This is a genomic window from Arthrobacter sp. TMT4-20, assembly GCF_054510775.1.
Window position 1 is genome coordinate 1 of the sequence record NZ_JBTNDW010000016.1, and the last position, 24782, is coordinate 24782.

The 24782-nt window shown below is 64.4% G+C and carries 20 protein-coding genes and 1 riboswitch; of the genes, 13 read left to right on the top strand and 7 right to left on the bottom strand.

Going from position 1 to position 24782, the window contains the following annotated elements; genetic code table 11:
• Window positions 1-136: 136 nt before the first annotated feature.
• Complete coding sequence (locus ACX80Z_RS13795) at window positions 137-847, bottom strand: GNAT family N-acetyltransferase (RefSeq protein ID WP_116778095.1); 711 nt, start codon at window positions 845-847, stop codon at window positions 137-139.
• Between the two features lie 6 nt (window positions 848-853).
• Entirely contained in the window at window positions 854-2863 is a 2010-nt protein-coding gene (locus ACX80Z_RS13800) for a M3 family metallopeptidase (protein WP_459316259.1), read from the bottom strand.
• 127 nt (window positions 2864-2990) lie between these two features.
• Between ACX80Z_RS13800 and ACX80Z_RS13805 the strand changes: the two genes are divergently transcribed.
• A complete protein-coding gene (locus ACX80Z_RS13805) occupies window positions 2991-4277 on the top strand; it encodes a CapA family protein (protein WP_459316260.1) in 1287 nt (428 codons plus the stop codon).
• A 15-nt stretch (window positions 4278-4292) separates the two neighbouring features.
• On the opposite strand, the gene ACX80Z_RS13810 is transcribed toward ACX80Z_RS13805, so the two are convergent.
• Window positions 4293-5015 (bottom strand): type 1 glutamine amidotransferase, encoded by a 723-nt coding sequence (locus ACX80Z_RS13810; RefSeq protein ID WP_019482443.1) that lies wholly within the window; start codon window positions 5013-5015, stop codon window positions 4293-4295.
• Entirely contained in the window at window positions 5015-6286 is a 1272-nt protein-coding gene (locus ACX80Z_RS13815; RefSeq protein ID WP_459316261.1) for a MurT ligase domain-containing protein, read from the bottom strand. Before ACX80Z_RS13815 ends, ACX80Z_RS13810 begins: the two co-directional genes overlap by 1 nt.
• A 69-nt stretch (window positions 6287-6355) precedes the next feature.
• Here ACX80Z_RS13815 and pdxT point away from each other — a divergent pair, with 69 nt between their 5' ends.
• The 9 genes from pdxT (at window position 6356) to ACX80Z_RS13860 (ending at window position 16427) form a co-directional block, all read left to right on the top strand.
• On the top strand, window positions 6356-7072 hold the full coding sequence (pdxT, locus tag ACX80Z_RS13820) for a pyridoxal 5'-phosphate synthase glutaminase subunit PdxT (protein ID WP_019482441.1): 717 nt from the start codon (window positions 6356-6358) through the stop codon (window positions 7070-7072).
• Window positions 7056-7814, top strand: a complete 759-nt coding sequence (locus tag ACX80Z_RS13825; protein ID WP_019482440.1) for a YebC/PmpR family DNA-binding transcriptional regulator — start codon at window positions 7056-7058, stop codon at window positions 7812-7814. Before pdxT ends, ACX80Z_RS13825 begins: the two co-directional genes overlap by 17 nt.
• A gap of 49 nt (window positions 7815-7863) precedes the next feature.
• A complete protein-coding gene (gene ruvC, locus ACX80Z_RS13830) occupies window positions 7864-8436 on the top strand; it encodes a crossover junction endodeoxyribonuclease RuvC (protein ID WP_019482439.1) in 573 nt (190 codons plus the stop codon).
• Between the two features lie 88 nt (window positions 8437-8524).
• The gene (gene ruvA / locus ACX80Z_RS13835) at window positions 8525-9151 is read left to right on the top strand and encodes a Holliday junction branch migration protein RuvA (protein WP_024475681.1); all 627 of its coding nucleotides are present in this window, start codon (window positions 8525-8527) and stop codon (window positions 9149-9151) included.
• Window positions 9151-10290 (top strand): Holliday junction branch migration DNA helicase RuvB, encoded by a 1140-nt coding sequence (gene ruvB / locus ACX80Z_RS13840; RefSeq protein WP_459316262.1) that lies wholly within the window; start codon window positions 9151-9153, stop codon window positions 10288-10290. Before ruvA ends, ruvB begins: the two co-directional genes overlap by 1 nt.
• A gap of 103 nt (window positions 10291-10393) precedes the next feature.
• Window positions 10394-10930, top strand: a complete 537-nt coding sequence (locus ACX80Z_RS13845; protein WP_024475682.1) for a preprotein translocase subunit YajC — start codon at window positions 10394-10396, stop codon at window positions 10928-10930.
• 89 nt (window positions 10931-11019) lie between these two features.
• The gene (gene secD / locus ACX80Z_RS13850; protein WP_019482435.1) at window positions 11020-12756 is read left to right on the top strand and encodes a protein translocase subunit SecD; all 1737 of its coding nucleotides are present in this window, start codon (window positions 11020-11022) and stop codon (window positions 12754-12756) included.
• A complete protein-coding gene (gene secF, locus ACX80Z_RS13855) occupies window positions 12757-13767 on the top strand; it encodes a protein translocase subunit SecF (protein ID WP_019482434.1) in 1011 nt (336 codons plus the stop codon).
• Between the two features lie 314 nt (window positions 13768-14081).
• A complete protein-coding gene (locus tag ACX80Z_RS13860) occupies window positions 14082-16427 on the top strand; it encodes a RelA/SpoT family protein (RefSeq protein WP_459316263.1) in 2346 nt (781 codons plus the stop codon).
• A 35-nt stretch (window positions 16428-16462) separates the two neighbouring features.
• Here the strand turns inward: ACX80Z_RS13860 and ACX80Z_RS13865 are convergent, their stop codons facing one another.
• Together ACX80Z_RS13865 and ACX80Z_RS13870 are read right to left on the bottom strand one after the other, a co-directional pair.
• On the bottom strand, window positions 16463-17086 hold the full coding sequence (locus ACX80Z_RS13865; protein WP_459316264.1) for a hypothetical protein: 624 nt from the start codon (window positions 17084-17086) through the stop codon (window positions 16463-16465).
• Between the two features lie 125 nt (window positions 17087-17211).
• A complete protein-coding gene (locus ACX80Z_RS13870; protein WP_459316265.1) occupies window positions 17212-18885 on the bottom strand; it encodes a DUF349 domain-containing protein in 1674 nt (557 codons plus the stop codon).
• 321 nt (window positions 18886-19206) lie between these two features.
• Between ACX80Z_RS13870 and hisS the strand changes: the two genes are divergently transcribed.
• A complete protein-coding gene (gene hisS, locus ACX80Z_RS13875; RefSeq protein WP_459316266.1) occupies window positions 19207-20562 on the top strand; it encodes a histidine--tRNA ligase in 1356 nt (451 codons plus the stop codon).
• 21 nt (window positions 20563-20583) lie between these two features.
• On the opposite strand, the gene ACX80Z_RS13880 is transcribed toward hisS, so the two are convergent.
• Complete coding sequence (locus tag ACX80Z_RS13880; RefSeq protein WP_459316267.1) at window positions 20584-21849, bottom strand: APC family permease; 1266 nt, start codon at window positions 21847-21849, stop codon at window positions 20584-20586.
• A 116-nt stretch (window positions 21850-21965) separates the two neighbouring features.
• On the opposite strand from ACX80Z_RS13880, the gene aspS reads away from it, so the two are divergent.
• Together aspS and pnuC are read left to right on the top strand one after the other, a co-directional pair.
• Window positions 21966-23732, top strand: a complete 1767-nt coding sequence (gene aspS / locus ACX80Z_RS13885; protein ID WP_019482428.1) for an aspartate--tRNA ligase — start codon at window positions 21966-21968, stop codon at window positions 23730-23732.
• 114 nt (window positions 23733-23846) lie between these two features.
• Window positions 23847-23992: riboswitch (FMN riboswitch) on the top strand.
• A 102-nt stretch (window positions 23993-24094) separates the two neighbouring features.
• A complete protein-coding gene (gene pnuC, locus ACX80Z_RS13890) occupies window positions 24095-24778 on the top strand; it encodes a nicotinamide riboside transporter PnuC (RefSeq protein ID WP_024475689.1) in 684 nt (227 codons plus the stop codon).
• Window positions 24779-24782 lie beyond the last annotated feature (4 nt).

A 24782-nucleotide genomic window follows, 5' to 3' on the forward strand; every position in this document is an offset into this window, starting at 1 on the left:
AACGCTACCGCGGCCTGACGCTGGTCCTCCGATAATGAACTGCTCTCAAACATGAACTGCTCCCCGTAAATCAGAACTGAATTCTCAGTCCAACTATCGGGGAGCAGTTCATTCTGGTGGTCCGCTCTTTTGGTTGCTACAGCTGCAGCCAGTAGGTCTGGCCTCTGCCGATCAGTTCAAAACCCCGCTGTGAGTACAGTTCATAACCCTGTGGGGTCGCGTTCAGCGCGAGATGCTCGGCGCCTGAGGCGGCAGCAGCTTTGGCGAGCCTGCTCAGCAGCGCGGTGCCCAGACCGTGCCGCTGATACTCCTGAAGCACCTCCATGTTGAAGATGCCGCCCAATCCTCGGAGCCCGGGAACCCCCGATGGGTAAAACGAATACCCGGCCCCGGCAACCGTGCCATCCACCCGCGCCACGGCGTGCCACGCCTGCCGGGGCTGGGACCGCACCACCCTGAGTTCTTGCGCCAGTGGCCCCCCATATTCGGGGACCTCGGTGGAAAGGACCGCGGCGTCGTCGTCGTACCCGGCTGGCTCCTCAACTGGCGCAGCCATCCACCAGGGCTGCCAGCCTGGGCTGAATCCCAGCCCGGTCAGTGGCGCGCCCTTGACACCGCCGCCCAGCCAGGCGCCCACCGTGTGGGCCCCCAGGCGGACACCCTCGGCCAACGCGGGCCGAATCCCTGCCGGAGAGATTTCCTGCGGAAAGAGCAGGATCAGTTCGCGGCGCGCTGGCAGCCACACCCAGTCGGACCCGTGGGTCGTGAAGGTGCGTCCCCCCGTCGCCGAGGACAACGCGGCAAACCAGGAACGTTGCAGGCGCTGGCACGCCGCGATGGTGACCATGGTGACTTAGACCAGCCCTCGGCGAGTCAGCAGCGGCTCAAGCAGGGCGTCGCGGCCGCGGAAGTTGCGGAACGCCTGCAACGGGTCGATGCTGTTGCCACGGGAGAGCAGCTCGGTCCGGAAGTGGTCACCGTTTTCGCGGGTCATGCCGCCTGAGGATTTGAACCATTCAACCGTGTCAGCGTCCAGCACTTCGCTCCAGATGTAGGCGTAATAGGCAGCCGAATACCCACCCGCGAAGATGTGCTTGAAATAGCCGGTGCGGTACCGAGGCGGGACCGGGGAAAAGTCGAGTCCTGCTGAGGTGAGCGCTTCCCGCTCAAAGGCGACCGGATCAGCAACCGTGGTCCCCGCCGGAATCGCGTGCCACGCCAGGTCGAGCAACGCCGCGCCCAGGTATTCCGTGGTCGCGAAGCCTTCGCCCCAGGTCTGCGCGGCGAGCAGCTTATCAACGGTCTCCGCCGGCAGCGCTTCACCGGTCTGGTAATGCTTGGCGTAATTGGCGACCACCTCGGGCCACAGAATCCACATTTCGTTAACCTGCGACGGATACTCGACGAAGTCCCGCGGCACACTGGTCCCTGAGAACGTGGGGTAGGTGACCGAGGAGAACAATCCGTGCAGTGCGTGCCCGAACTCGTGGAACGTGGTCACCACCTGATCGAAAGTCAGCAGGGTCGGCTCGCCGGCGGGCGGCTTGGGAACGTTGAGGTTGTTGATGACTACGGCATGGGTGCCGTTCAGTGCCGACTGCTCCACGAAGGAGTTCATCCAGGCCCCGCCATTCTTGGTGTCCCGGGTGTAATAGTCGCCGAGGAACAGGCCCAGCCCTTCGCCGTCGGCGTCCTTGACTTCCCAGACCCGTACCTCTGGGTGGTAACCCTCCAGATCGTCCCGCTCGGTGAAGGTCAGTCCGTACAATCGGTTGGCAGCGAAGAATATCCCGTCCTGCAGGACTCGCTCCAACTCGAAGTACTGACGCAGCGAAGCGAGGTCCACGTCAAACTTGGCGGCGCGTACCTTCTCGGAGTAATACGCCCAGTCCCACGCCTCGATCGGGTGACCGGCGGCGGCCTCCAGCTCCACCACCTCTTCCCGTGCGTTACGAACCGCCGCCGGGGCCAGTTGCCCCAGCATCCGGTGAATGGCGTCGAGCGACGGAGCTGTCTGGTCGTCCGTGGCAGCCGCGGCGTGGCTGTCGAAGCCCAAAAGCGCGGCCCGTTCGGCGCGCAGCTCTGCCATTCGTGCGGCGATGGTTAGCGTGCCGTATTCGTTGTCTGCGAAGCCCCGGTTCACTGACGCCTCATGCAGGCGCTGACGCGTCGCACGGTTGGTGAGAGTCTCGAGCGCAGGCTGGCCCGTTGGCAGAATCAGGGTCAGCAGGTACTTTCCCGGGTGGCCGGCCGATTCGGCTGCTGCGGCAGCTGAGCCAATGTCATCCGCTGAGAGGCCGTCCAGTTCTTCAGCCGTGTCAATCAGCAGTGCTGAGCGGTTGGTGTCCTTCAACAGCCGCTGCTGGAAGTCGGTGCTGAGTTGGGACAGTTCGGTGTTCAACGCCCGGAGCCTGTCCTGCGCTTCGTCGTCGAGTTGGGCGCCTGCGCTGATAAACCGTTTCACGTATTCCTGGACCAGGCGTGCCGCCTCGGCATCCAGCCCATCAGTGGACACTGCGCTGACCCGTTCAAACAGTCCGCGATTCAGGAAGATGTTGTCTTGATGAGCGGCATAACGTGGCGCCACCTCGGTTTCGAGCTCCTGAATCGCGGGAGTCGAGTGGGAGGACGAGCTGTTGTAGAACACCAGTGCCACCCGGCGCAGGGTTTCCCCAGCCCGCTCAAGGGCCACGATGGTGTTCTCGAAGTCCGCTGGTTCCTGCGCGGAGACGATCGCATCGATCTCGGCGAGATGCTCGGCGAAACCCGTCTCAAAGGCCGGCAGGTAGTGGTCATCCTGGATCAACCCAAACGGTGGAAGCTGATACGGCAGGGTACTGGGTGCAAGGAAGGGGTTGCTCATAACAACTAACCCTTACACATGGGTGGTCAGCTCCGCAGCACCCCGGCCCCCGAAACCACCCGAGGCGACCCTGCACCGGGTTGGGTCGCGGCGCCTATCATGGGGATAGTCGTCAAAGGAGTCGCAAATGAGAGCTGTGCCACGCAGGATCGCCGCACTGGCGCTTGGCGTCGGGCTCCTCAGCGGCTGCTCTGGAGTGGATGGCGGTACCCCGGATGGGCAGGCCCCGGATGGGCAGGGCGGTACAGCGGGCCAGGGTCCGACGACGACGGCTGCCGCTCCGACGACGTCCGGCAACCCCGCAACGCCTTCGCCGGTCGCCGAACCAACCCCCGAGAGCACTCCCGGGAAGGGTCCGCCCTGCGACGCGGACCGGTGCTTCAGCGTGGCGGCCACTGGCGACCTGCTGCTCCACCCTGGCCTTTGGGACCAGGCGGCGGCTGATGCCGTCGGCGGCAACGCCTCCGGGGGCGCAGCGGTACCGTTTGATTTTGAGCCGCTGCTGTCCGGGCAGCGCGAATACCTCGATTACGCCGACCTCGGAATCTGTCATCTGGAAACCCCGGTGGCGGTCCCCGAGGGGCCGTTCAGCGGCTACCCGCAGTTCAACGTGCCACCCCAGATCCTTGAGGCTGCGAAAGCGGTCGGCTACGACGCCTGCACTACGGCTAGCAACCACACCATCGACGCCGGCACTGAGGGTCTGACCCGCACGCTCGACGTGCTGGACGGAGTTGGGCTTGAACACACCGGGTCCTACGCCGATGAGGCGGCCGCCGGGGAAGTCCTGATCCTCGAAACTCCCGCGGCACGGGTGGCTGTCATTCAGGCGACCTACGGTCTCAACGGGCTGATCCCTGAACAGCCCTGGCAGGTGGACCTGATCGACGCCGACGTGATGACCGCCAAGGCCCGGCAGGCCAGGGCGGAGGGGGCCGACGTCGTCATCGCCGCCATCCACGCCGGCGACGAGTATGCGACGCTGCCCAACGCGCAACAGGTGGAGGTAGCCCACGCCCTGGCCGATAGCGGTGAGGTCGACTTCATCTACGGTCACCACACACACTCGGTGCTGCCGATCGAAAAATACAACGACACCTGGATTGTTTACGGGCTCGGCAACGGTGTCAGTGAATTGTCTCCCGTTCACGCCGTCAATAATGAGGGGCTGATGATCAGGGCCCAATTCGCCGAAACCGACGGCGACTGGAGCGTTAGCGACCTGGCCTGGCTGCCGTCGATCATTGTCAGCGACCCGTATCGCTGGTGCGCGCTGGGGCCGAACCAGGTGCCCGGCACCTGCACCTCCCCGGAACGGGAAGCTGAGGTCAGCGACCGAATCGGCGCGGTTGTCGACACCTTCGGTGCGGTGGCCGACGGCGCCCACCCCTGGGACCTCGCCAACGACAGATGATCCCGGCGGGCGACTCTAGCGGGGTCGCGCCCCTGCATGCCGGCGGGCCAAATCGGCGAGACTGTCGTCCAGATCAGCCGGCTCGAATGACCCGAACTTCCGTTCGGCAGCCTTCCGCAGCAGGAAGTCGGCGATCGCCGGATTCTTTGGGAGCAAGGATCCGTGCAGATAGCTCGCAACAACGTTCAGGTGGCGTGCACCCTCGTGCCCGTCCTGCGAATTGTTGCCAGCACCCTTGGTGACAGTTCCCAGCGGCCTGACGCCAGCACCCAGGTGGGTTTGGCCACTGTGGTTCTCATACCCGTGGATCTCGCCGAACTCCTCGCTGTCCGCCACCACATTGCCGATCAGGCGTTCGTTGGTCCCATGAGTTTCGAGGTCAAGGATTCCGATGCCCGGGATGATCGTCCCGTCGTGGGTCTTGAAGAACTTTCCAAACAGTTGATACAGCCCGCAGATCACCAGCATGGGCAGACCATCCTCGGCGAGCTCCCTGAGCCTCGGCGCGATGGCCTGCAGGTCCTGCTGGATGACCAGTTGTCCACTGTCCTGTCCACCGCCGCCGATGATCAGGTCGACGTCGTCGGGGAACTCGTCGCCAGCGCTGTGCTCGAGGATGTTCGCGGTATACCCGTGCCAGGTCAGCCGCTGCTTCAGGACCAGGACGTTGCCCCAGTCGCCATAGATGTTCATTTCCTTCGGGTAGAGCTGAAGGATGTTAAGGGTGCCTTTGGTCATCAGGAAACCACCTCGACTGTCGTGATCTTGGAGAGGTCGCGCCGGACCGCGAGCATGGCCGTGTAGGTGCAGAAAATCCGTTTCGGCTGGTCAGAGGTTGAGCTGATGAACGCCCGGAGCGCAGCCGTTGTGTCGGGCTCCACAGCCCGCACCTCGACGTCGTCGTACTTCAACCGCAAAGCCATGTCATACGCACGGACGCCGCTGACCATTTCCACTCCAGCCAGACCAAGCGAATCAAAGTCGACGTCCCACAACCAGGACATGTCCCGGCCGTCGGCGTAATTGTCGTTGATCGCGATCATGGTGGCGTAGCCGGTGGCATCGAACGATTTCAGCCCCAGCCGGAACCCGCTGGGATTCTTCACCAGCACCAGTTCCAACGGCTTGCCGTCCACCACGAGCGATTCGCCGCGCCCGAAGGCCGGCTCAACGGTGGCCAGGGAGGCGAACAGGGCCGCCCGGTTGATGGCGTCACCCAGGACGGTCCGCGCGGTGGCCAGGGCGGCTGCGGCATTGAAGATGTTGTAGACGCCACGAAGCCGCAGGTCCACGCTGGTCAGTTCGCCGTCGACCAGGAAGGACGCCGAGTTACCGTCGACGTGTTCCAGGATGACGTCAGCGGGAAGGCTTGAGGGGGGAGCGACGCCAATGTCGCCGCGCAGCTCGTCGTCGTTGGGGAAGGTGTTGCGCAACGAGGAATCGAGACCGAAGTAGGCGATCTTTGCGTTCGGCACGGTCGAGGCAATTCCGGCCACCCGGGGATCCTCACGGTTCAAGACGACTGTGCCAGTGGTCTTCACGGCGATCTGTTCCAACAACCGTGTGGTCTGGTCAATCTCACCAAAACGGTCGAGCTGGTCGCGGAGCACGTTCAACAGAAGGCAATGAGTAGGAGGTACCAGTTTCACGAAGTGGACTGCATGCGCCTCATCCAGTTCCAGCACGGCGATGTCCGCCTTGAGCCTGCCCCGCCAGTTCACGTCGCCCAACAGCGCGGCGGCAACCCCGCGGGTAAAATTGCTGCCGGTCCGGTTGGTGAACACCGTCAGGCCCTGGCCCTGCAGCAGTTCCACCACCATCTTTGTGGTGGTCGTCTTCCCATTGGTTCCGCTGATCACCACCACCCCATGGGGCAGACCGGTCAGGGCGCGACCCATGAACCCCGGATCGATTTTCTCGACCACGAGGCCCGGCAGCGCCGAGCCTCCGCCACGCAACCGCGAGATGCGGCGCACGGCCTTACCGACCAGCACACTAAAGGGAAACATGGAACCTAACTTATCGCAGTCAGGGCGGCGGTTTATCCTCTGACGTGCACCCCAACCTAGAATGGTCAGATGACCACATTCCCCGCACCGGACACATCCGGCGTGCATATCGGCGTGTTGGCCGTCCAGGGTGACGTGCGGGAACATATCCGCACCGTCGAGTCCCTCGGCGGACGGGCGAGCGCTATTCGCCGGCCCGGCGAGCTGGCCGGACTTGACGGCCTCATCATTCCTGGCGGCGAATCGACTGCCATCGACAAGCTGACCCGCGCCTTCGACCTGGCAGAGCCACTTCGTGAGCTCATCAGTGCGGGGCTGCCCGTCTACGGGTCCTGCGCGGGGATGATCATGCTCGCCGATGCCATCGCCGACCCGGCGACCGACCTGCAGGGCCGCCCGCAGCAAACCCTCGGCGGGCTGGACATCGTGGTGCGCCGCAACGCTTTTGGGCGGCAACGGGACTCCTTCGAAACGGAGCTCGAGTTCTCGGGGTTGGCTCCGGAGCGCTCCGGGAAGGTCCAGCCGGTCCACGCGGTATTCATCAGGGCGCCCTGGGTCGAGCGGGTGGGTCCCTCGGTCGAGGTCCTCGCGCAGGTACCAGCGCAGCCAGCCGGTCTCACAGGGCAGCATCCCGATTCGAACCGGGTCGCTAGGATTGTTGCGGTGCGGTCGGGGAACCTACTCGCCACGAGCTTTCATCCCGAGGTAACCGGGGAGCGGCGGATTCACGAATTGTTTATGCAAATGATCGTAAGGAGAACGGTAGATCATGTCGGGGCACTCTAAATGGGCAACAACCAAACACAAGAAGGCCGCGATTGATGCGAAGCGCGCCAAATCCTTTGCCAAACTGATCAAGAATATTGAGGTCGCCGCCCGTGCGGGCGGCGCCGATATGGCCGGCAACCCTGGTCTTGAACTGGCGGTGCAGAAGGCGAAGAAGACGTCCGTGCCGATCGACAACATCAACCGTGCCGTCAAACGCGGCGCCGGTCTGCTGGGCGACGCCGTCGAATACCAGACCATCATGTATGAGGCCCGCGGGCCGCAGGGCTCGGCCCTGCTCATCGAATGTTTGACCGACAACAAGAACCGCGCCGCTTCGGAAGTCCGGTTAGGGGTCACCCGCAACGGCGGCTCAATGGCCGACCCGGGGTCGGTGTCCTACCTCTTCACCCGCAAGGGCGTGGTTACACTGCCAAGCGGCGAACTCACCGAGGATGATCTTCTCCTCGCCGTGCTGGACGCCGGCGCCGAAGAGGTCAAGGAAACAGCCGGCCGCTTTGAGGTCATCTCAGAACCGCAGGATCTCCGCGCCGTGGTGGCGGGTCTTGAGGAAGCCGGGATCGACTACGACACCGACGAGGCCGAGTTCGTACCCTCAATGCAGGTGGAGCTCGACGCCGACGGCGCCCGCAAGTTCATCCGCCTGGTTGACGCACTCGAGGACCTCGACGACGTCCAGAACGTCTACTCAAACGCCGACCTCTCCGACGAGGTGCTCGCCGAGCTGGACGGCGACGACTAAACCCAGTGGCAAACCTTCCCGCCCAGTCGCATTATCGCCGGGCTGCCGCATGACCCTGCGCGTGATGGGAGTGGACCCGGGGCTGACCCGCTGCGGGCTGGCAGTTGTCGACATTGAACCCAACCGCCGGTCAACGCTCGTCGCCGTCGGAGTGGTCGGCACCCCCGCCGACCAGTTACTGGACCGTCGGCTGCTCGTGATTTCCGACGCCGTCGACGATTGGCTGGATACCCACGCACCCGACGTGCTCGCCGTCGAACGTGTGTTCAGCCAGCTGAACGTGAGTACCGTCATGGGCACAGCCCAGGCCTCCGGCGTCGTCATGGTCGCGGCCGCCCGGCGTGGTATCCCGGTGGCCCTTCATACCCCCACCGAGGTGAAGGCGGCCGTCACCGGTAACGGGCAGTCAGACAAGGTAGCGGTCACCAAGATGGTCACCAAAATCCTTCGGCTCGATACGGCGCCCAAACCAGCCGATGCCGCTGACGCTCTGGCCCTGGCCATCACCCACGCCTGGCGGCAAGGTGTTGCCGCCAACCGGGCGTCGGCCGGCGGCGGCAACGCCACGGCCGCGCAGCGGATCTGGGCTGAAGCCGAGGCGAAAGCCCGACGGCGCAGGTAGCCCGACGGTGTGGCGCATCCGGAAAAGCCGGCAGGAACCAGTACGCTGTTCGTAGATATGTTCGGATAGAAATTTTGGAGTAGCGCGCATGATCAGTTCCCTCCGCGGCACCGTCAGCCACGTTGGCCTCAACTCGGCCGTGCTGGACGTCAATGGGTTTGGCATGCAGATCCTGGCCACCCCGCAGACCCTCGCCACCCTGCGCACCGGACAGGAAGCGCAAGTCTTCACCGCGATGATTGTCCGTGAGGACTCCATGACACTGTTCGGGTTCGAGGAGGCAGACCAGCGCGAGGTGTTCGAGACGCTGCTCGGCGTCAGCGGAGTCGGGCCACGGCTGGCACTGGCCGTGCTGGCCGTCCACGCACCGGAAGCCATCCGGGTTGCTGCCTCTTCGGGTGACGACAAGGCCTTCAGTAAAGTCCCGGGAATCGGCCCGAAGGGCGCCCGCCGGATTGTCCTCGAACTGGCCGACAAACTCGTTCCGCTCGGCACCGCCGGGGCCCCGCCGAAGAACGCCTGGCAGGGACAGGTCCTGACGGCAATGATGGGGCTCGGCTGGTCGGAGAAGGACGCAACCACCGCGATAGACGCGGCGACGGCCGAAGCACCAGAGGTAGCCGCGTCCGGCAACGTGGGTGACATCCTGAAACTCACCCTGCGCAGACTTGGCCAGGACGGCGCCCGGGCCTCGGCGCGGAGCCGGGTCAGCTGATGGCCCGCGACGACGCGGCGGGGGAGGAGGTCCCGGTTGTTTCACCCACCGGGGATCCAGAGGACCGGGCGGTGGAAGCAGCGCTGCGCCCCAAAAACCTCGATGACTTTGTCGGGCAGCAACGGGTCCGCCGGCAGCTCTCCCTGGTCCTGGAAGCCTCGCGGCTGCGCGGCCGAACAGCCGACCACGTCCTGCTCTCCGGCCCGCCGGGCCTTGGCAAGACCACCCTGGCCATGATCATCGCCGCCGAGATGAACGCGCCCCTGCGCATCAGCTCCGGACCGGCCATCCAGCACGCCGGCGACCTCGCGGCCATTCTCTCCTCGCTGACCGACGGCGAGGTACTCTTCCTCGACGAAATTCACCGCATGTCCCGGCCGGCCGAGGAAATGTTGTACATGGCGATGGAAGATTTCCGGGTCGACATCATCGTCGGCAAAGGGCCGGGCGCAACAGCCATCCCGTTGGACCTGCCGCCATTCACCCTGGTCGGCGCCACCACCCGGGCCGGGCTACTTCCAGGGCCCCTGCGGGACCGCTTCGGGTTCACCGGCCACCTCGAGTTCTACTCCACCGAAGAACTGGAACTGGTATTGCGTCGCTCGGCAATGCTGATGGACATGAAGGTCAACTCGGCCGCATTCTCCGAGGTGGCAGGCCGGTCCCGCGGTACGCCCAGGATTGCCAACCGGCTCCTCCGCCGGGTGCGTGACTGGGCGTTGGTGCACGGCGTCGACCTGATCGACGCCAGGTGCGCCGGGGCGGCGCTGGACATGTATGAAGTGGACGCCAAAGGCCTCGACCGGCTCGATCGCGCCGTGCTCACCGCCCTGATCACCAAGTTCAACGGCGGTCCGGTGGGACTTTCGACCCTCGCGATCGCCGTCGGCGAGGAACCCGAGACAGTCGAAACCGTCGCCGAACCATACCTGGTGCGGGAGGGGATGCTGGGGCGGACCCCCCGGGGACGAATCGCCACGCGAGCGGCCTGGGACCACCTGGGACTCGTCATGCCGGCGAATGTTGCGGCTGCCATGCCGGAGGACCTCTTCACCGTCCTCTCCGAGGAAAACGGCCCGGAAGGCAACCGTGCCGAAGACAACAGTGGGGTAACGGAATGGGCCAACACCGAGGGATAGGGGCGCCGAAAGGACGCGGACAATCCCGTTTCCCTTTACACTGATATGACGTGCGGCACGTCAGGTGCGTGCGGATCCCAAGATATAGAAACGGAACTACTCTGTGTTCTCAACCTTATTAGCCCAGACTGCCGCCCCAGAGCAAGGCTTCGATATTTTCAGCCTGCTTTTGCCGCTGGCACTCGGAGCATTGATCTTCATGATGTTCCGGAGGCAGAAGAAGACCCAGAAGACCATCAAGGAGCAGCGCACCCAGATGGTTCCCGGCACCGAAGTGATGACCAACTTCGGCCTGTTCGGTACAGTGATTTCTCTCGACGAAGAGAACAACAAGGCAGTGCTCGAGCTTGGTCCCGGTGCCAGGGCCACGGTACACATGCAGACCCTCACCAAGGTGGTGCAGCCTGAGCCGGCCGCCGATGACGAAGAAACGCCGGCCGTCCCCGACGACGCATCCTCGCTGACCAGCCCCGTCGCCGACAACTCGGCCACCGACACCCGGACCACTGCTGTTGACGGCCAGGATCAGCCGAACCATGACACGGTGCTCCCCGAATCCGGAACAGAGCGTCTTGACGCCCGCTCAGACGAGGACATCCGTCTGGACTACGACAACAAGCGGGACAACAAGGACATCTAGCGCCGCAGGTGGGGCAGCACCATCGAGTGTGATGCCCCACCACCCCTAGAACCACCGACGCGCGCTCTCTCGATAAAAGGAAATTCCACATGCCTCGTACCGGCCCAGGCACGGCAGCCAAACGGACACTCGTTTGGCTCGGCGTTATGTTTGCATTACTAGCAGTTCTCCTGGGCAGCGGGTCCATCTGGGGCACCGCGAGCTGGAGCCCCAAGCTGGCACTCGACCTTGAGGGTGGAACCCAGATGATCCTGGCGCCCCAGGTGCAGGGCGGCAGCGATGAGATTACCGAAGAGCAGCTCGACCAGGCTGTGGAAATCATCAGGCAGCGGGTCGACGGCAGTGGCGTGGCAGAGGCCGAGATCAACACCCAGTCCGGCCGCAACGTGATTGTGTCACTCCCCGGTATTCCCGACGCCGAAACCCGCGAACTGATTCAGGCGTCGGCACAGATGGAATTCCGACCAGTACTCTTTGGCGGTCCGGGCCAGGCGCCCGCCGCGGAAACGCCCACCCCCGAAGAAGAACTGCCCGCTCCTACCGACGAACCCACCAATGCCAGCGATCCCAACTGGATCACGGCAGAACTGTTCTCCGAGTTCGAGGCCCTCGACTGCACATCGCCCGAGGCACTCGAACCCGCCGAAGAAGCAGCGCCCGCCGATGAGCCAATGGTCGCTTGCGAGCCGGGCACCCAGGGCAAATACATTCTCGGGCCGGTGGAAGTGCCGGGCACCGACATCGACTCCGCCGACTTCGGCATGCAGCGCGGCGCGCAGGGTCAGTCACTGAACACCTGGGCAGTCAACATCCAGTTCAACTCCGAGGGCAGCGAGACCTTCCGGGAAGTCACCGAACGTCTCTTCGCCTTCGGTCAGGGCGATCCACGGAACCAGTTCGCCATCGTGCTCGATGGGACGATCATTTCGGCTCCGACCACCCAGGCCGTCATCCCCGATGGGCGGCCCTCGATCAGCGGTAGCTTCACGGAGGAGTCGGCCGGGGCGTTGGCCGAACAACTGAAGTACGGCGCACTGCCGATCAGCTTCGAGATCCAAAGCGAGCAGCAGATCTCGGCCACTCTCGGAGCCGACCAGCTCCGGCTCGGCATGATTGCAGGCATCATCGGCTTGATTTTGGTCGCCGTTTACTCGATCTTCCAGTACCGGATGCTGGGACTGGTGACGATTGCGTCCCTTGTGGTGGCAGGTTTCCTCACCTACCTCGCCATCTGCATCCTGGGCTGGACCGAAAACTACCGGCTCTCCCTCGCAGGTGTGGCCGGCCTGATTGTCGCAATTGGGCAGACAGCCGACTCCTTCATCGTTTACTTCGAACGAATCCGCGATGAGCTCCGAGATGGCAGGGGGCTCGTCTCAGCCGTAGAGAACGGCTGGCGCCGGGCCAAGAGCACCGTCCTCGCGTCCAAGGCCGTCAGCCTGCTGGCCGCCGTCGTGCTGTACTTCGTCGCTGTCGGCAACGTTCGTGGGTTCGCGTTCACCCTCGGATTGACAGCTGTGGCCGACCTGATCGTCGTCTTCCTGTTCACTCATCCGGTGATGCGCCTGCTGGCAAGGACCAAGTTCTTCGGCGAGGGACACCGGTTTTCCGGTGTCGATCCGAAGAAGCTTGGCATTATGCCGCTCTATCGTGGTGCCGGTCGTATCCGGATGCCGTCGGCAACACCGCAGACGGCAGCCCCCCGCACCAAGAACAAGGCAGTCTCAGGTGAAATCGCCCGACGCACCACCATCGCCGAACGTCGGCTGGCCGAACAAAAAGCCCTGGCCGCGCGAAGCAATGGCACAGACCAGGAGGAAAACTAAATGCGGGGCAATAGTTTCGCCAAATTTGGCAACGACCTCTACTCGGGCAAGCTGTCCTACCCGTTCGTCGGCAAGCGCAAGCTGTGGTTCACCATTGCAGCGTTGGCCGTCCTCGTGTCGATCATCATCCCCATCGTCAAGGGTGGCTTCAACCTCGGGATCGATTTCCGGGGTGGCTCCGAGTTTACGGTGTCGAGTGTGGAGAACACTGACATCGCCCTCGGTGAGCAGGCTGTTACGGGAGTGGTACCAAATGCGGTACCGAGCGTCACGAACATCGCGCCGCAGACGATGCGTATCCAGACTGAGCGGCTCTCCGATGATGAGACCCTCAGCGTCCGGGACGCTCTGATCAGCGCGTATGAGGTTACCGAAGAAGAAGTCACTACCAACTTCGTCGGGCCCACCTGGGGCGAGGACGTCAGCCGGCAGGCCTTGATTGGCTTGGTCGTGTTCATCCTGCTGGCCGCGGTGCTGATGGCCCTGTATTTCCGGACCTGGAAAATGTCGGTGGCCGCACTCAGCGGATTGTTCGTGGTCATGACGGTGACAGCCGGTCTGTACTCGCTGAGCAACTTCGAGGTGACACCATCGGCGATGATCGGTTTCCTCACGGTGTTGAGCTATGCGTTGTATGACACGGTGGTGGTTTTCGACAAGATCAAGGAGAACACCGCCGACCTCGATGTTTCTACCAAGCGAACCTTTGGTGAGCAGGTAAACCTTGCGGTCAACCAGACGCTGGTGCGCTCCATCAACACCTCGGTTGTCGCCGTGTTGCCGGTCGCATCGATTCTTTTCATCGGTGCGATGCTCCTTGGTGCGGGTACCCTCCGGGATCTGTCTCTCGCCTTGTTCATCGGCATTATCATCGGGACCATCGGCACTCTCTTCGTCGCCGCACCCGTTTACGCGTGGCTGCGGATGCGCGAGCCGGGCATGAAGCGGCAGGAGAAGCGCGTGCTGCATCGCCGGTCGGTCGAAGCAGCAGAAGCCGTCCCTGCGCCCTGACTGTCGCAGGAGCAATCGGCGACCTGACGGCCGTGTCCTGGTCCCCTGAGGGGGCCGGGACACGGTTTTTTTGTTCCCAGTTTGGCGGCAGCCGGGGATCGGTGCAGCAGGGTTTGGTCCGTCGGACTAAACTTAAATATGCGTGCCGGAGAAGAGGCATGGTGTAATTCTTTTTCAGCCGTCTGACGGCTGAGGAATCGGGGTAGTACGTGGCAGATGCCAGTGGTCCAGCAGAGCGGCCAGACACGGAACACCGTGAGGAGCGCCCTGGCACCTTTTCGCGCCCTTCGACCGCCCAGCTTGACCAAGTTCCGGTGCCCCCGGCGACAATACCGCCCGTCCGCAGCCGCGACGTCGCAGTGACCTCATCGGGATCAGCCCCCTCGGCGGCCAGCGCCGACCACAGCGCGCTGCCCGATCGGAAAATCCGGACCCGGTCACGGCTGGCTCGCCTGACGGGCAGAGCCTCCAACGGGTATTCACCGGTGCTTGAGCCCCTGCTGAGGACGGTCCGGGCCAACAACCCCAAGGAAGACCTCGACCTGATCCAGCGGGCGTACCTGGTGGCCGAGCGCAGCCACGAGGGCCAGAAGCGAAAAAGCGGCGATCCGTACATCACCCACCCGGTGGCGGTGGCAACGATCCTTGCCGAACTGGGCATGACCGGCACCACGCTGGCTGCCGCCCTGCTGCATGACACCGTCGAGGACACCGCATGCACCCTCGACGACATCAAGCGTGACTTCGGCGCCGAAGTGGCAATGCTGGTGGACGGGGTCACCAAGTTGGACAAGGTGTCCTTCGGCGACGCTGCCCAGTCCGAGACCGTTCGCAAAATGGTGGTCGCCATGGCCAAGGACATTCGTGTCCTGGTGATCAAACTTGCAGACCGGCTCCATAATGCCCGGACCTGGCGCTTTGTCTCTCCCGAGTCGTCGGCCAGAAAAGCCCGCGAGACACTCGAAATCTTCGCTCCGCTTGCGCACCGGCTCGGCATGAACACCATCAAGTGGGAGCTCGAGGACCTGTCCTTTGCGGCGCTGCACCCGAAGGTGTACGAAGAGATCGTCCGGATGGTGGGGGATCGTACGCCTGAACGGGAAAAGCACCTGGCAGTGGTGCGCACCCAGATCGGCGAAGACCTTCGGTCGGTGAAGATCAAGGCGACAATCACCGGACGCCCGAAGCATTACTACTCCATCTACCAAAAGATGATCGTCCGCGGCAAGGACTTCGATGACATCCATGACCTGATGGGGATCCGGGTGCTGGTGGACAGCGTGAGGGACTGCTACGCAACGTTGGGCCAGCTGCATGCCCGCTGGAACCCGCTGCCCGGCCGGTTCAAAGACTACATCGCGATGCCCAAATTCAATATGTACCAGTCGCTCCACACCACGGTGATCGGACCCGGCGGACGTCCGGTGGAGATTCAGATCCGGACCCACGACATGCACCGCAGAGCCGAATACGGCGTTGCAGCGCACTGGAAATACAAGGGCGCTGGCGGCAAAACCGGAGAAGGACCCGACAACAGCGACATGGGGTGGCTGCGAAGTCTGGTCGACTGGCAGCAGGAGACAGCCGACCCGGACGAGTTCCTTGACTCGCTGCGCTTCGAAATCAACGCCCGCGAAGTGTTCGTGTTCACTCCCAAGGGTGAGGTTATGGCGTTGCCTGCCGGGTCCACTCCGGTGGACTTCGCCTATGCAGTGCACACCGAGGTGGGGCACCGGACGATCGGAGCCCGGGTCAACGGGAAGCTGATCCCGCTGAACAGCGAGCTGAACCACGGCGACTGGGTGGAGATCTTCACCTCCAAGGCCGAGGGTGCCGGCCCGAGCCAGGACTGGCAGGGGTTCGTGAAGAGCCCGCGGGCTCGCAACAAGATCCGCCAATGGTTCACCAAGGAACGCCGCGAAGAGGCGATTGAAAAGGGTAAGGAACTGCTCACCCGCGCAATGCGCAAGCAGAACCTGCCACTTCAGCGCATGATGACCCATGACGCACTGATAGCGGTGGCCCAGGAGTTGAGGCACGCGGACATCGCTGCTCTTTATGCGGCGGTCGGTGACGGCCATTCCTCCGCCCAGAACGTGATCGAACGCCTGGTCGCCCTGATGGGTGGGAACGAGGGTGCCGAAGATAGCCTCGCCGAGACGGCGGTCGCCACCACACCGCGCCGACCCAAGTTCTCCGATTCCGGCGTGACGGTGCGCGGCGTTGGCGACGTCTGGGTCAAAATTGCGCGCTGTTGTACTCCAGTTCCGCCGGATCCCATCATCGGGTTCGTTACCCGCGGTTCGGGGGTGTCAGTCCACCGGAACGACTGCCGCAACGTCGAGGAACTGAGGGATCAGCCGGATCGGATTGTGGACGTCGACTGGGCTCCCACCCAGTCCAGCGTGTTCCTGGTCGAGATCCAGGTTGAAGCGCTCGATCGTAAGAGCCTCCTCTCCGACGTCACCCGGGTCCTCTCCGAGAACCACGTCAACATTCTCGCGGCAAGCGTGAATACCTCGACGGACCGGGTGGCACTGTCGCGGTTTGCTTTTGAGATGGGGGATCCCAAGTACCTGACCCACATCCTCAACGCGGTCCGCCGGATAGACGGCGTGTTTGACGTCTACCGCACCACCGGGGCGCAACGGAGGCTCTAGCTCGCCGTCGACCGCCGGTGCCGAATGGGGTGGATCTAGCCCGAGTGCATGGCGCTCTGGAGGCGGGCCAGGGCGCGGTTCTTGCCAGGAACACGTCGGGTTGCTTCCAACGCCCTGACCACCAGGACCAGGTCACACCGTAGATCGGGGTGAACTGCCAGTCGGACGAGGGTTGGCACTGCCCAGTCGTCATGTCCATGCACTGCAACATCGAGTGCGGTCCGCAATGGTGCTGTGACGCCCACCCCGCCGACCACCCGGACATCGCAGGGTCCCAAAGCGACTTGATGCATCAGGGCTTCACTGAACGGTGGCAGGGCGGTGGTGCGGCGTCGGTGATCTGTCACGAGGTTCACTGTTTCGGGTAGCGGCGCGCAGCCATAGACCCAGGCCGCGCTTTGGCGGGCAAGCGCAACCTTGGCCCGCAACGACGCCGGGACGCACAGGATCGCAGACTGGGCGCGGGAGGCGGGGTCAAGATGGTGGTCCACGCGGGCATAGGAGTTCCCGCAGACACGGCGCAGCAGTCCGTCGATGCGCATGGCCTGCAACTCGACGCTGCTGAAGATGTCATGGGCTCGGAAGAGCACTCCGCCGGTTGAGGTGATCGGCTCTGCTGGGGTTTCTCCGGTAGCGGCTCCCAGCCGAAGGTGGGACATGGCCCAAGCATTCCGAGTCTGGCCCCAAAGCGAAAGCCCCGGCGTCGAGTTGTGGATAACCGGGCTGGTGACGTACCAGACTACTCATCCACAACCCCACACCGGGGCTGAGTGTTCGGGTGCCGCTAGGAGAAGTCCTGCGCCGACTTCTGCAGCATATCCATCCATTGTTGGCGTGCGGACAGGGCTTCCTTGGCGGTAGCGATCCGCTTCGCGTCGCCAGCCTTCTCGGCAGCGTTCAGATCCTCCTGCAGAGCAGCGATAGTGGCTTCCAGCTGACTCAGAGCACTGTTGGTGCGGGCCTGGGTCTCAGGGTTGGTCCGCTCCCAATGGGCGTCGTCGGCAGCCTTCACCGCGTCCTCAACTTCGCGAATACCGGCTTCGATCCGACCCATGTCCGCGCGTGGCACCTTGCCGGCTTCCTCCCAGCGGTCACGAATCGACTGCAGCGACTTCTTCGCGGCCGCGAGGTTCCTGACGGGCAGCAACTGGCGTGCCTCGACCAGCAGGGCTTCCTTGACCACAAGGTTTGCCCCGTATTCTTCGTCGATTGCCTCGTTGGTTGCTTTCCTGGCGGTGAAGAACTTGTCCTGGGCGGCCCGAAAACGAGCCCACAAGGCGTCGTCGTCCTTGCGGCTGGCCCGTTTGGAGGCCTTCCACTCATCCATCAGCCGGCGGTATTCGCCGGCGGTGTGGCCCCAGTCGGTTGAGGTGGAAAGCGCCTCGGCCTGCTGGATGAGGGACTCCTTGGCCTGCTTGGCCGAGGCGTTGTCGGTATCCAGCTGGGAGAAGTACGCGCGACGATGCCGGTCGAAGATGGTGCGCGCCGCGCGGAACCTCTTCCACAGGCCGTCTTCGGTGCCGCGGCCAAGCCGGATGCCGTTCTTCTGCGCCGCTTTCCAGGTCTCGAACAGCTCGTTCATCCGGGTGCTGCTGGCTTTCCACTGCACCGTGGATGGGTCGCGGCCAGCGATTTCTTCGGCTTCCGCGACGATCGCTTCGCGGGCTGCGAGCTCAGCCGACTTCAGCGCATCCTGTTCGGCCTTTTCGGCGGCAACAAGCTCCGCGATCTGGCCGTTCAGGGCGTCCAGCCGCGCTTCAAGGGCAAGCACGTCGCCGACGATCTTCTTCTCTGCGACCTGCTCCCGCAGATGACCGGCGGTCTTCTGCATGTCGGCGGATGGTGCCTTCGCCTGGACGCGCTGTTCCAGGAGCACAATCTGGCTGGCGACGTCGTCGTACTTGCGCACGAAATATGCCAGCGCCTCATCCTTGGAGGCATCCGGGTACTGCCCGACGGCGTGCTCCTCGCCGTTGACGATGAGGAAGACGTGACCGTCGTCCTCGACCCGGGCGAACTTGGCTGCTTCGCTTAGCGGGGTGCTGTGCGCCGGGGGAGCGGCGACTGCTGCGCCTGGTTTCGCGCCGGGTTTGCCACCAGGTTTCGCGCCGGGTCGCGGAGCCATCGCTGCGGGGCTGGGAGCGGCGCCGGGGGAAGACATTGGGCGGGCAGCTTCAGGCGTGGCTGACTCAGCCTCGGGTGCCGCAGGTTCAGGGACGGCTGCTTCAGCCTCGGGAGTCGCAGCCTCGGGTGCGGGTGCCTCGGGTGCTTCAGCCTCGGGTGCTTCAGCCTCGGTTGCTTCAGCCTCGGGAGCTTCAGCCTCGGGTGCCTCGGGTTCAGGCGCGGCTGATTCAGCCTGCTCGGGCTCAACCGCCTGCTCAAGACCAGTTGTTGTTTCCTCGTCGCCTGACGTTTCGTCGGTACGGGGTGTTTCGTCGGATTGCTGACTTTGTGTCACCGCTAGAAGTCTTTCACTCGTTGGTTTGCCTGCTACCTCGCGGCAAATGGTTCAGGGCTATCGAGTCTATCGCCACGGCGTCCCCGCACCGCGCAGCCTCAGAGGCTACTTTACGCATAAGGGTTCGCCAGCGGAATCTCGGTGCACCCACCCACGAGGACTGTGCGGCGACCTCTGTTTCGGTGCGGTACCCGGACAGCGGGGGTCAGCCCAGACATCGGAGGCGGAAATGGTGCCCACCGATGTCCGGGTTCCCCGCCAAAGCCGGGTAAAATCGGAGACCGTCAACCCGATGTCACATCCTGCAAGGAGCTCAGCCGTATGGCACGCAAGGCCTCACTGTCCGGTTTTCCCGAATGGCTGCCGGAGGAACGCCTGGTTGAGTTGCATGTACTGGACACGTTGCGGAAAACCTTCGAGCTGCATGGCTTCTCCAACATCGAAACCCGGGCGGTCGAGACGGTGTCCCACCTGCTCCGCAAAGGGGACATCGACAAAGAGGTCTACGCTGTGTCGCGCCTTCAGGCCGACGACGACGGCGGCCGGGCAACCAGCTCCGACGACGGCCTTGCCCTCCACTACGACCTGACTGTTCCCTTCGCCCGCTACGTGGTCGAAAACTCCGGCCACCTGGCGTTCCCCTTCCGGCGCTACCAGATCCAGAAGTGCTGGCGCGGTGAACGCCCGCAGGACGGCCGGTTCCGCGAGTTCACCCAGGCCGACATCGACGTCGTGGGCGACGGCGTGCTCCCGTTCCGGTACGACGTCGAACTGGCCCTCGTGGTGGTCGATGCCCTCTCGGCCCTGCCCATTCCCGAGTTCACCGTGCGCGTCAATAACCGGAAACTCGCCGAGGGTTTCTATCGGGGCATCGGCCTCGAGGACACCGCCGGGGTGCTGCGCAGCATCGACAAACTGGAAAAGATCGGGGCAGAGAAGGTCACGGCCCTGCTGCAGACCGAACTCGGTGCCACCGCCGACCAGGCAGCCCTCGCCCTCCGGCTCGCCTCGATCCGGACCGCTGACGTGTCATTCGTCGACCAGGTCCGCGCCCTCGGGGTCACCGACCCCCTGCTGGAAGAGGGGCTCGGGGAGCTGGAGCAGGTGATCGCCGAAGCGTCCAAGCGCGCGCCCGGCCGGGTGGTTGCCGACCTCAGCATTGCCCGCGGCCTGGATTACTACACCGGAACGGTCTACGAAACCGTGCTGAACGGGCACGAGTCACTGGGATCGATCTGCTCCGGCGGCCGGTATGACAGCCTGGCAGCCAAAGGCAACCGGACGTTCCCCGGAGTCGGCCTGTCGATCGGCGTAACCCGGCTGGTGTCGCGGATCCTCAGCCAGGGCTTCACCGCCGTGTCGCGGCAGGTGCCCACCGCAGTCCTGATCTCGCTGACCGACGACAGCTCCTGGTCGGCGGCCCAGGACATCGCCGCGGCCCTGCGAGCCCGCGGCATTTCCGCTGAGGTGGCCGCCACTGCCGAGAAGTTCGGCAAGCAGATCAAGTTCGCCGACCGTCGTGGGATCCCCTTCGTCTGGTTCACCGCTGAGGACGGCACCCACGAGGTCAAGGACATCCGCACCGGCGCCCAGGAACCTGCCGATCCCGGCACCTGGACGCCCCCGGCAGCTGATCTCGTGCCGTCGGTGCTCCGCGCCGAGCCAGCCGACGCCTGACCCGGGCACCGCACCACAAGGTCAGGAGCGTCGTCGTCGTACTCCCACGACGACGACGCGGCCCAGCACGCCAGCGGCCAGGACCGCCACCATGGTGAGCACCGACGTCGTGGGCAGGGTGAGGGCCAGCAGCACACAGCCGATAAAACCCACCACGTTCAGCCCCCGCGGCGAATGCCACGGCCGGTGGGTGAGGGTAAACGCCGACAGGTTGGCGATCGCGTAGTAGATCAACACCCCAAAGCTGGAGAATCCGACCACCGTCAGGACGTCAGTGGTCAGGAGCAGGCCGATGACGACGACGGCGGTTGCCAGATCAGCGGCGTAGGGAACACCGAAGCGCTGCCAGATCCCGGTCAGGGCCCGGGGCAGATCTCCTTCACGGGCCATGGCCAGCGTGGTCCTGCCCACCCCGGCGATGAGGGCCAGCAGGGCTCCGAGGCTGGCGAGTGCTGCCGCGACGGTGACAGCAGTTGCCGGGATTGCTGAGGTCGAGGCAGTGAACACCTCACGCAACGGTGCGGCGGAGGCGGCAAGCGCCGTCGGGCCCAGCGCTGCCAGCAGACCCCACGCAAGCAACAGATACAGCCCCAGGGTGAAGCCAAGGGATCCGAAGATCGCTGCCGGGATGTTGCGTTGCGGCTCGCGCACTTCCTCGCCCATGGTGGCGACGCGGGCGTACCCGGCAAACGCGAAGAACAGCAGTCCTGCGGCCTGCAGCACTCCAAGCCAGCTGGTGGGCAGCTGGACAGCGTCTGGCGGTGCGGGGGCGGCGAAGGCGGCGACCACCACGAAAGCGAGTACCGGGACCACCAGGGACACGATGATCCGGGTCATCAGGGCGGTACGACTGACACCCAACAGGTTCACGACGGTCAGGGCGACCACCGCCGCGACGGCTGCGGCGGTCTCAAAACCCGGGGCGGCGTACAACCCAAAAGTCAGCGCCATCGCTGCGCACGAGGCGATCTTGCCGGTAACGAAACTCCAGCCGGCGATGAACCCGGGCCAGGGGCCGAGCTGGCGTCGACCGTAGATATACGTGCCGCCGCTGTGCGGGTGCACTGCCGCCAGTTGCGCGGACGCCGCCGCGTTGCAGTAGGCCACGAAACCGGCGATGGCCACGGCGAGGGGCAGCCAGCTTCCCGCTGAGGCCGCAGCTGGCGCGAAGACCACAAACACGCCGGCGCCGATCATGGAGCCGATCCCCACGGTCGTGGCGTCAAAGCCGCCCAGCTGCCGTCGAAGGCCTGGCGGATTGGTCCCTGGTGGATGAGCCATTGCCATGTGTGATCCCTGCCGTGGCGGGTGGGTCCCGGTATCACCGGTAAACTCGGACGAGACGATCTTTTCATACGCGGGTAGCCCTTTTCTGCCCCGCACCTCCACCCGGAAGGAATGCTGTGCTGCGCACACATGACCTCGGTTCGCTACGGACTGAGCACATTGGACACACCGTCACCCTGGCAGGCTGGGTTGCCCGCCGCCGAGATCACGGCGGGGTCGCATTCCTTGACCTGCGCGACGCCTCGGGTTTCGCCCAGGTGGTGGTCCGGGAAGAGGAAGTGTTCCACGGACTGCGCAACGAGTACGTCCTGCAGATCACGGGCACCGTCGAGAAGCGCCCCGAGGGTAACGAGAACCCGGCCCTGGCCACTGGCGGCATCGAAGTCATCGCCGAGACCGTGACCATCCTCAACACCTCCGACCCGCTGCCCTTCCAGATCGACGAGCACGTGGAGGTTGGGGAGGAAGCACGCCTGAAGCACCGCTACCTCGACCTCCGCCGGCCAGCGCCCAACGCCAACCTCCGGCTGCGTTCCGAGGCCAACCGGGTGGCACGCGAGCTGCTGCACCAGGATGGTTACGTCGAAATTGAGACACCCACCCTGACCCGGTCCACCCCTGAGGGTGCCCGCGACTTCGTGGTGCCAGCCCGTCTGTCGCCCGGCTCCTGGTACGCCCTGCCGCAGTCTCCGCAGCTGTTCAAGCAGCTCCTGCAGGTGGGCGGCTTTGAGAAGTACTACCAGATTGCCCGCTGTTACCGCGATGAGGACTTCCGCGCGGACCGTCAGCCGGAGTTCACCCAGCTCGACATCGAAGCCAGCTTCGTGGAGCAGGATGACGTCATTGCCCTGGGTGAGAGCCTGGTCAAGGCGCTCTGGCAGCTGATTGACGTCGAAATCCCCACGCCGATCCAGCGGATGACCTACGCCGATGCGATGGCCCGGTTCGGCTCAGACAAGCCCGATCTGCGCTTCGGCCTGGAACTGACCGAGCTCACCGAGTTCTTCAAGGACACCGATTTTGGCGTGTTCAAGGCGCCCTACGTCGGTGCCGTCGTCATGCCCGGCGGGGCGTCCCAGCCGCGCCGCCAGCTCGACGCCTGGCAGGAATGGGCCAAGCAGCGCGGCGCCAAGGGCCTCGCCTATGTTCTGGTCGACGACGACGGCAGCCTCCGCGGGCCCGTCGCCAAGAACCTCACCGAGGCCGAGCGTGACGGCCTGCCCGCCGCGGTCGGCGCCAACCCCGGCGACTGCATTTTCTTCGCCGCCGGCGAGAAGACTCCCTCCCGCGCGCTGCTCGGCGCAGCACGCGTTGAAATCGGCCACCGCACCGGTCTCATCGACCCGTTGGCCTGGGCCTTCGTCTGGGTTGTTGACGCACCGATGTTCGAACCGGCGTCGGCGGCTGTCGCAGCCGGCGACGTGGCGGTCGGCGGGGGAGCCTGGACGGCAGTGCACCACGCGTTCACCTCACCGAAGCCCGAATACCTGGACACCTTCGACAAGGATCCAGAGACCGCACTGGCGTACGCCTACGACATTGTCTGCAACGGCAACGAAATCGGCGGCGGCTCGATCCGTATCCACCAGCGGGATGTGCAGGAACGGGTGTTCTCGGTGATGGGCATCAGCCAGGAGGACGCGCAGGAAAAGTTCGGTTTCCTGCTCGAAGGATTCAAGTTCGGCGCGCCCCCTCACGGCGGCATCGCGTTCGGCTGGGACCGCGTCGTCGCGCTGATGGCGGGCACCGAGTCGATCCGCGACGTCATCGCGTTCCCGAAGTCCGGCGGCGGCTTCGACCCGCTGACGGCTGCTCCCGCTCCGATCACCGCGCAGCAGCGGAGGGAAGCCGGAGTGGACTTCAAGCCGGAGAAAAAGAACTAGAGCGCAGCTCCTCCACCCCCGCTTGGGTTGAATGGCGGGGGAGCTGGCGGGTTCTGCTGCTTTGTGACGGGAATGGACACACGCCCAATCCGGTTATGAAATACTGATACACACAAACGTGCTCCGGGGTCGGTGTAATTCCGAACCGGCGGTGATAGTCCGCGACCCGTCCGCTGCCAGTGCTACCGCGCTGGCGTGGCCGGTTGAACTGGTGAAATTCCGGTACCGACAGTTAAAGTCTGGATGGGAGAAGCGCGTACAGCTTTGGCTGTGCTGGTTTGGTGGTGCCTTCGTGCGCCGCCGACAGCACCGGCCGTTCCTGTCGTTACCCCGGAGCGCACCGCTCGAGACAAGGGGTCGACATGGATTTTCTGAGGTGGCTGTTCGACGCTCAGATCCCCGTCGCCGGAAGCTCGCTGCTGCTCCGCGAGGTGATCGGCAACGTCTTCGGGCTCCTCAGCGCGCTCGGCGGGATGCGCCGGAAACTCTGGGCCTGGCCCGTCGGTATCATCGGCAACGTCCTGCTCCTCACCGTCTTCCTCGGTTCCTTTTTCGGCGGAGCCGACGCCGCCAACCTCCTCGGCCAGGCCGGCCGCCAAATCATGTTCATCGCCGTCGCCGTCTACGGCTGGCGCCAGTGGAGTGCCAGCAGCCAGGCCGACGGCCACGCCGTCACTCCACGCTGGGCGCCCCGCCGCGCGCGGATCGGCCTGGTGGTCGCCATGATCGTCGGCACGGTAGCGCTGACACCCCTCTTCCGGATGCTCGGCTCCTACGAACCCGTGTGGGCGGACGCCTGGACGTTTGTCGGCTCGCTGCTGGCAACCGTCGGCATGGCCAAGGGCTGGGTCGAGTTCTGGCTCATCTGGGTGGCGGTCGACGTCGTCGGGGTGCCACTGCTCTTCAGCGCCGGCTACTACGCGTCAGCCTTCATGTACCTGTTCTATGGGGTGTTCACCCTGATCGGGTTCTTCGTCTGGATGCGCGCCCGTGAGCGCAGCAAGCCCCGCATCGATGTCCTGCTCCCCGATCCGACGGTCCGGTAGACGC

Coding starts and splice junctions, on each gene's coding strand:
- ACX80Z_RS13795 (WP_116778095.1), bottom strand. CDS start 847: ATGGTCACCATCGCGGCGTGCCAGCGCCTGCAACGTTCCTGGTTTGCC.
- ACX80Z_RS13800 (WP_459316259.1), bottom strand. CDS start 2,863: ATGAGCAACCCCTTCCTTGCACCCAGTACCCTGCCGTATCAGCTTCCA.
- ACX80Z_RS13805 (WP_459316260.1), top strand. CDS start 2,991: ATGAGAGCTGTGCCACGCAGGATCGCCGCACTGGCGCTTGGCGTCGGG.
- ACX80Z_RS13810 (WP_019482443.1), bottom strand. CDS start 5,015: ATGACCAAAGGCACCCTTAACATCCTTCAGCTCTACCCGAAGGAAATG.
- ACX80Z_RS13815 (WP_459316261.1), bottom strand. CDS start 6,286: ATGTTTCCCTTTAGTGTGCTGGTCGGTAAGGCCGTGCGCCGCATCTCG.
- pdxT (WP_019482441.1), top strand. CDS start 6,356: ATGACCACATTCCCCGCACCGGACACATCCGGCGTGCATATCGGCGTG.
- ACX80Z_RS13825 (WP_019482440.1), top strand. CDS start 7,056: ATGTCGGGGCACTCTAAATGGGCAACAACCAAACACAAGAAGGCCGCG.
- ruvC (WP_019482439.1), top strand. CDS start 7,864: ATGACCCTGCGCGTGATGGGAGTGGACCCGGGGCTGACCCGCTGCGGG.
- ruvA (WP_024475681.1), top strand. CDS start 8,525: ATGATCAGTTCCCTCCGCGGCACCGTCAGCCACGTTGGCCTCAACTCG.
- ruvB (WP_459316262.1), top strand. CDS start 9,151: ATGGCCCGCGACGACGCGGCGGGGGAGGAGGTCCCGGTTGTTTCACCC.
- secD (WP_019482435.1), top strand. CDS start 11,020: ATGCCTCGTACCGGCCCAGGCACGGCAGCCAAACGGACACTCGTTTGG.
- secF (WP_019482434.1), top strand. CDS start 12,757: ATGCGGGGCAATAGTTTCGCCAAATTTGGCAACGACCTCTACTCGGGC.
- ACX80Z_RS13865 (WP_459316264.1), bottom strand. CDS start 17,086: ATGTCCCACCTTCGGCTGGGAGCCGCTACCGGAGAAACCCCAGCAGAG.
- hisS (WP_459316266.1), top strand. CDS start 19,207: ATGGCACGCAAGGCCTCACTGTCCGGTTTTCCCGAATGGCTGCCGGAG.
- ACX80Z_RS13880 (WP_459316267.1), bottom strand. CDS start 21,849: ATGGCAATGGCTCATCCACCAGGGACCAATCCGCCAGGCCTTCGACGG.
- pnuC (WP_024475689.1), top strand. CDS start 24,095: ATGGATTTTCTGAGGTGGCTGTTCGACGCTCAGATCCCCGTCGCCGGA.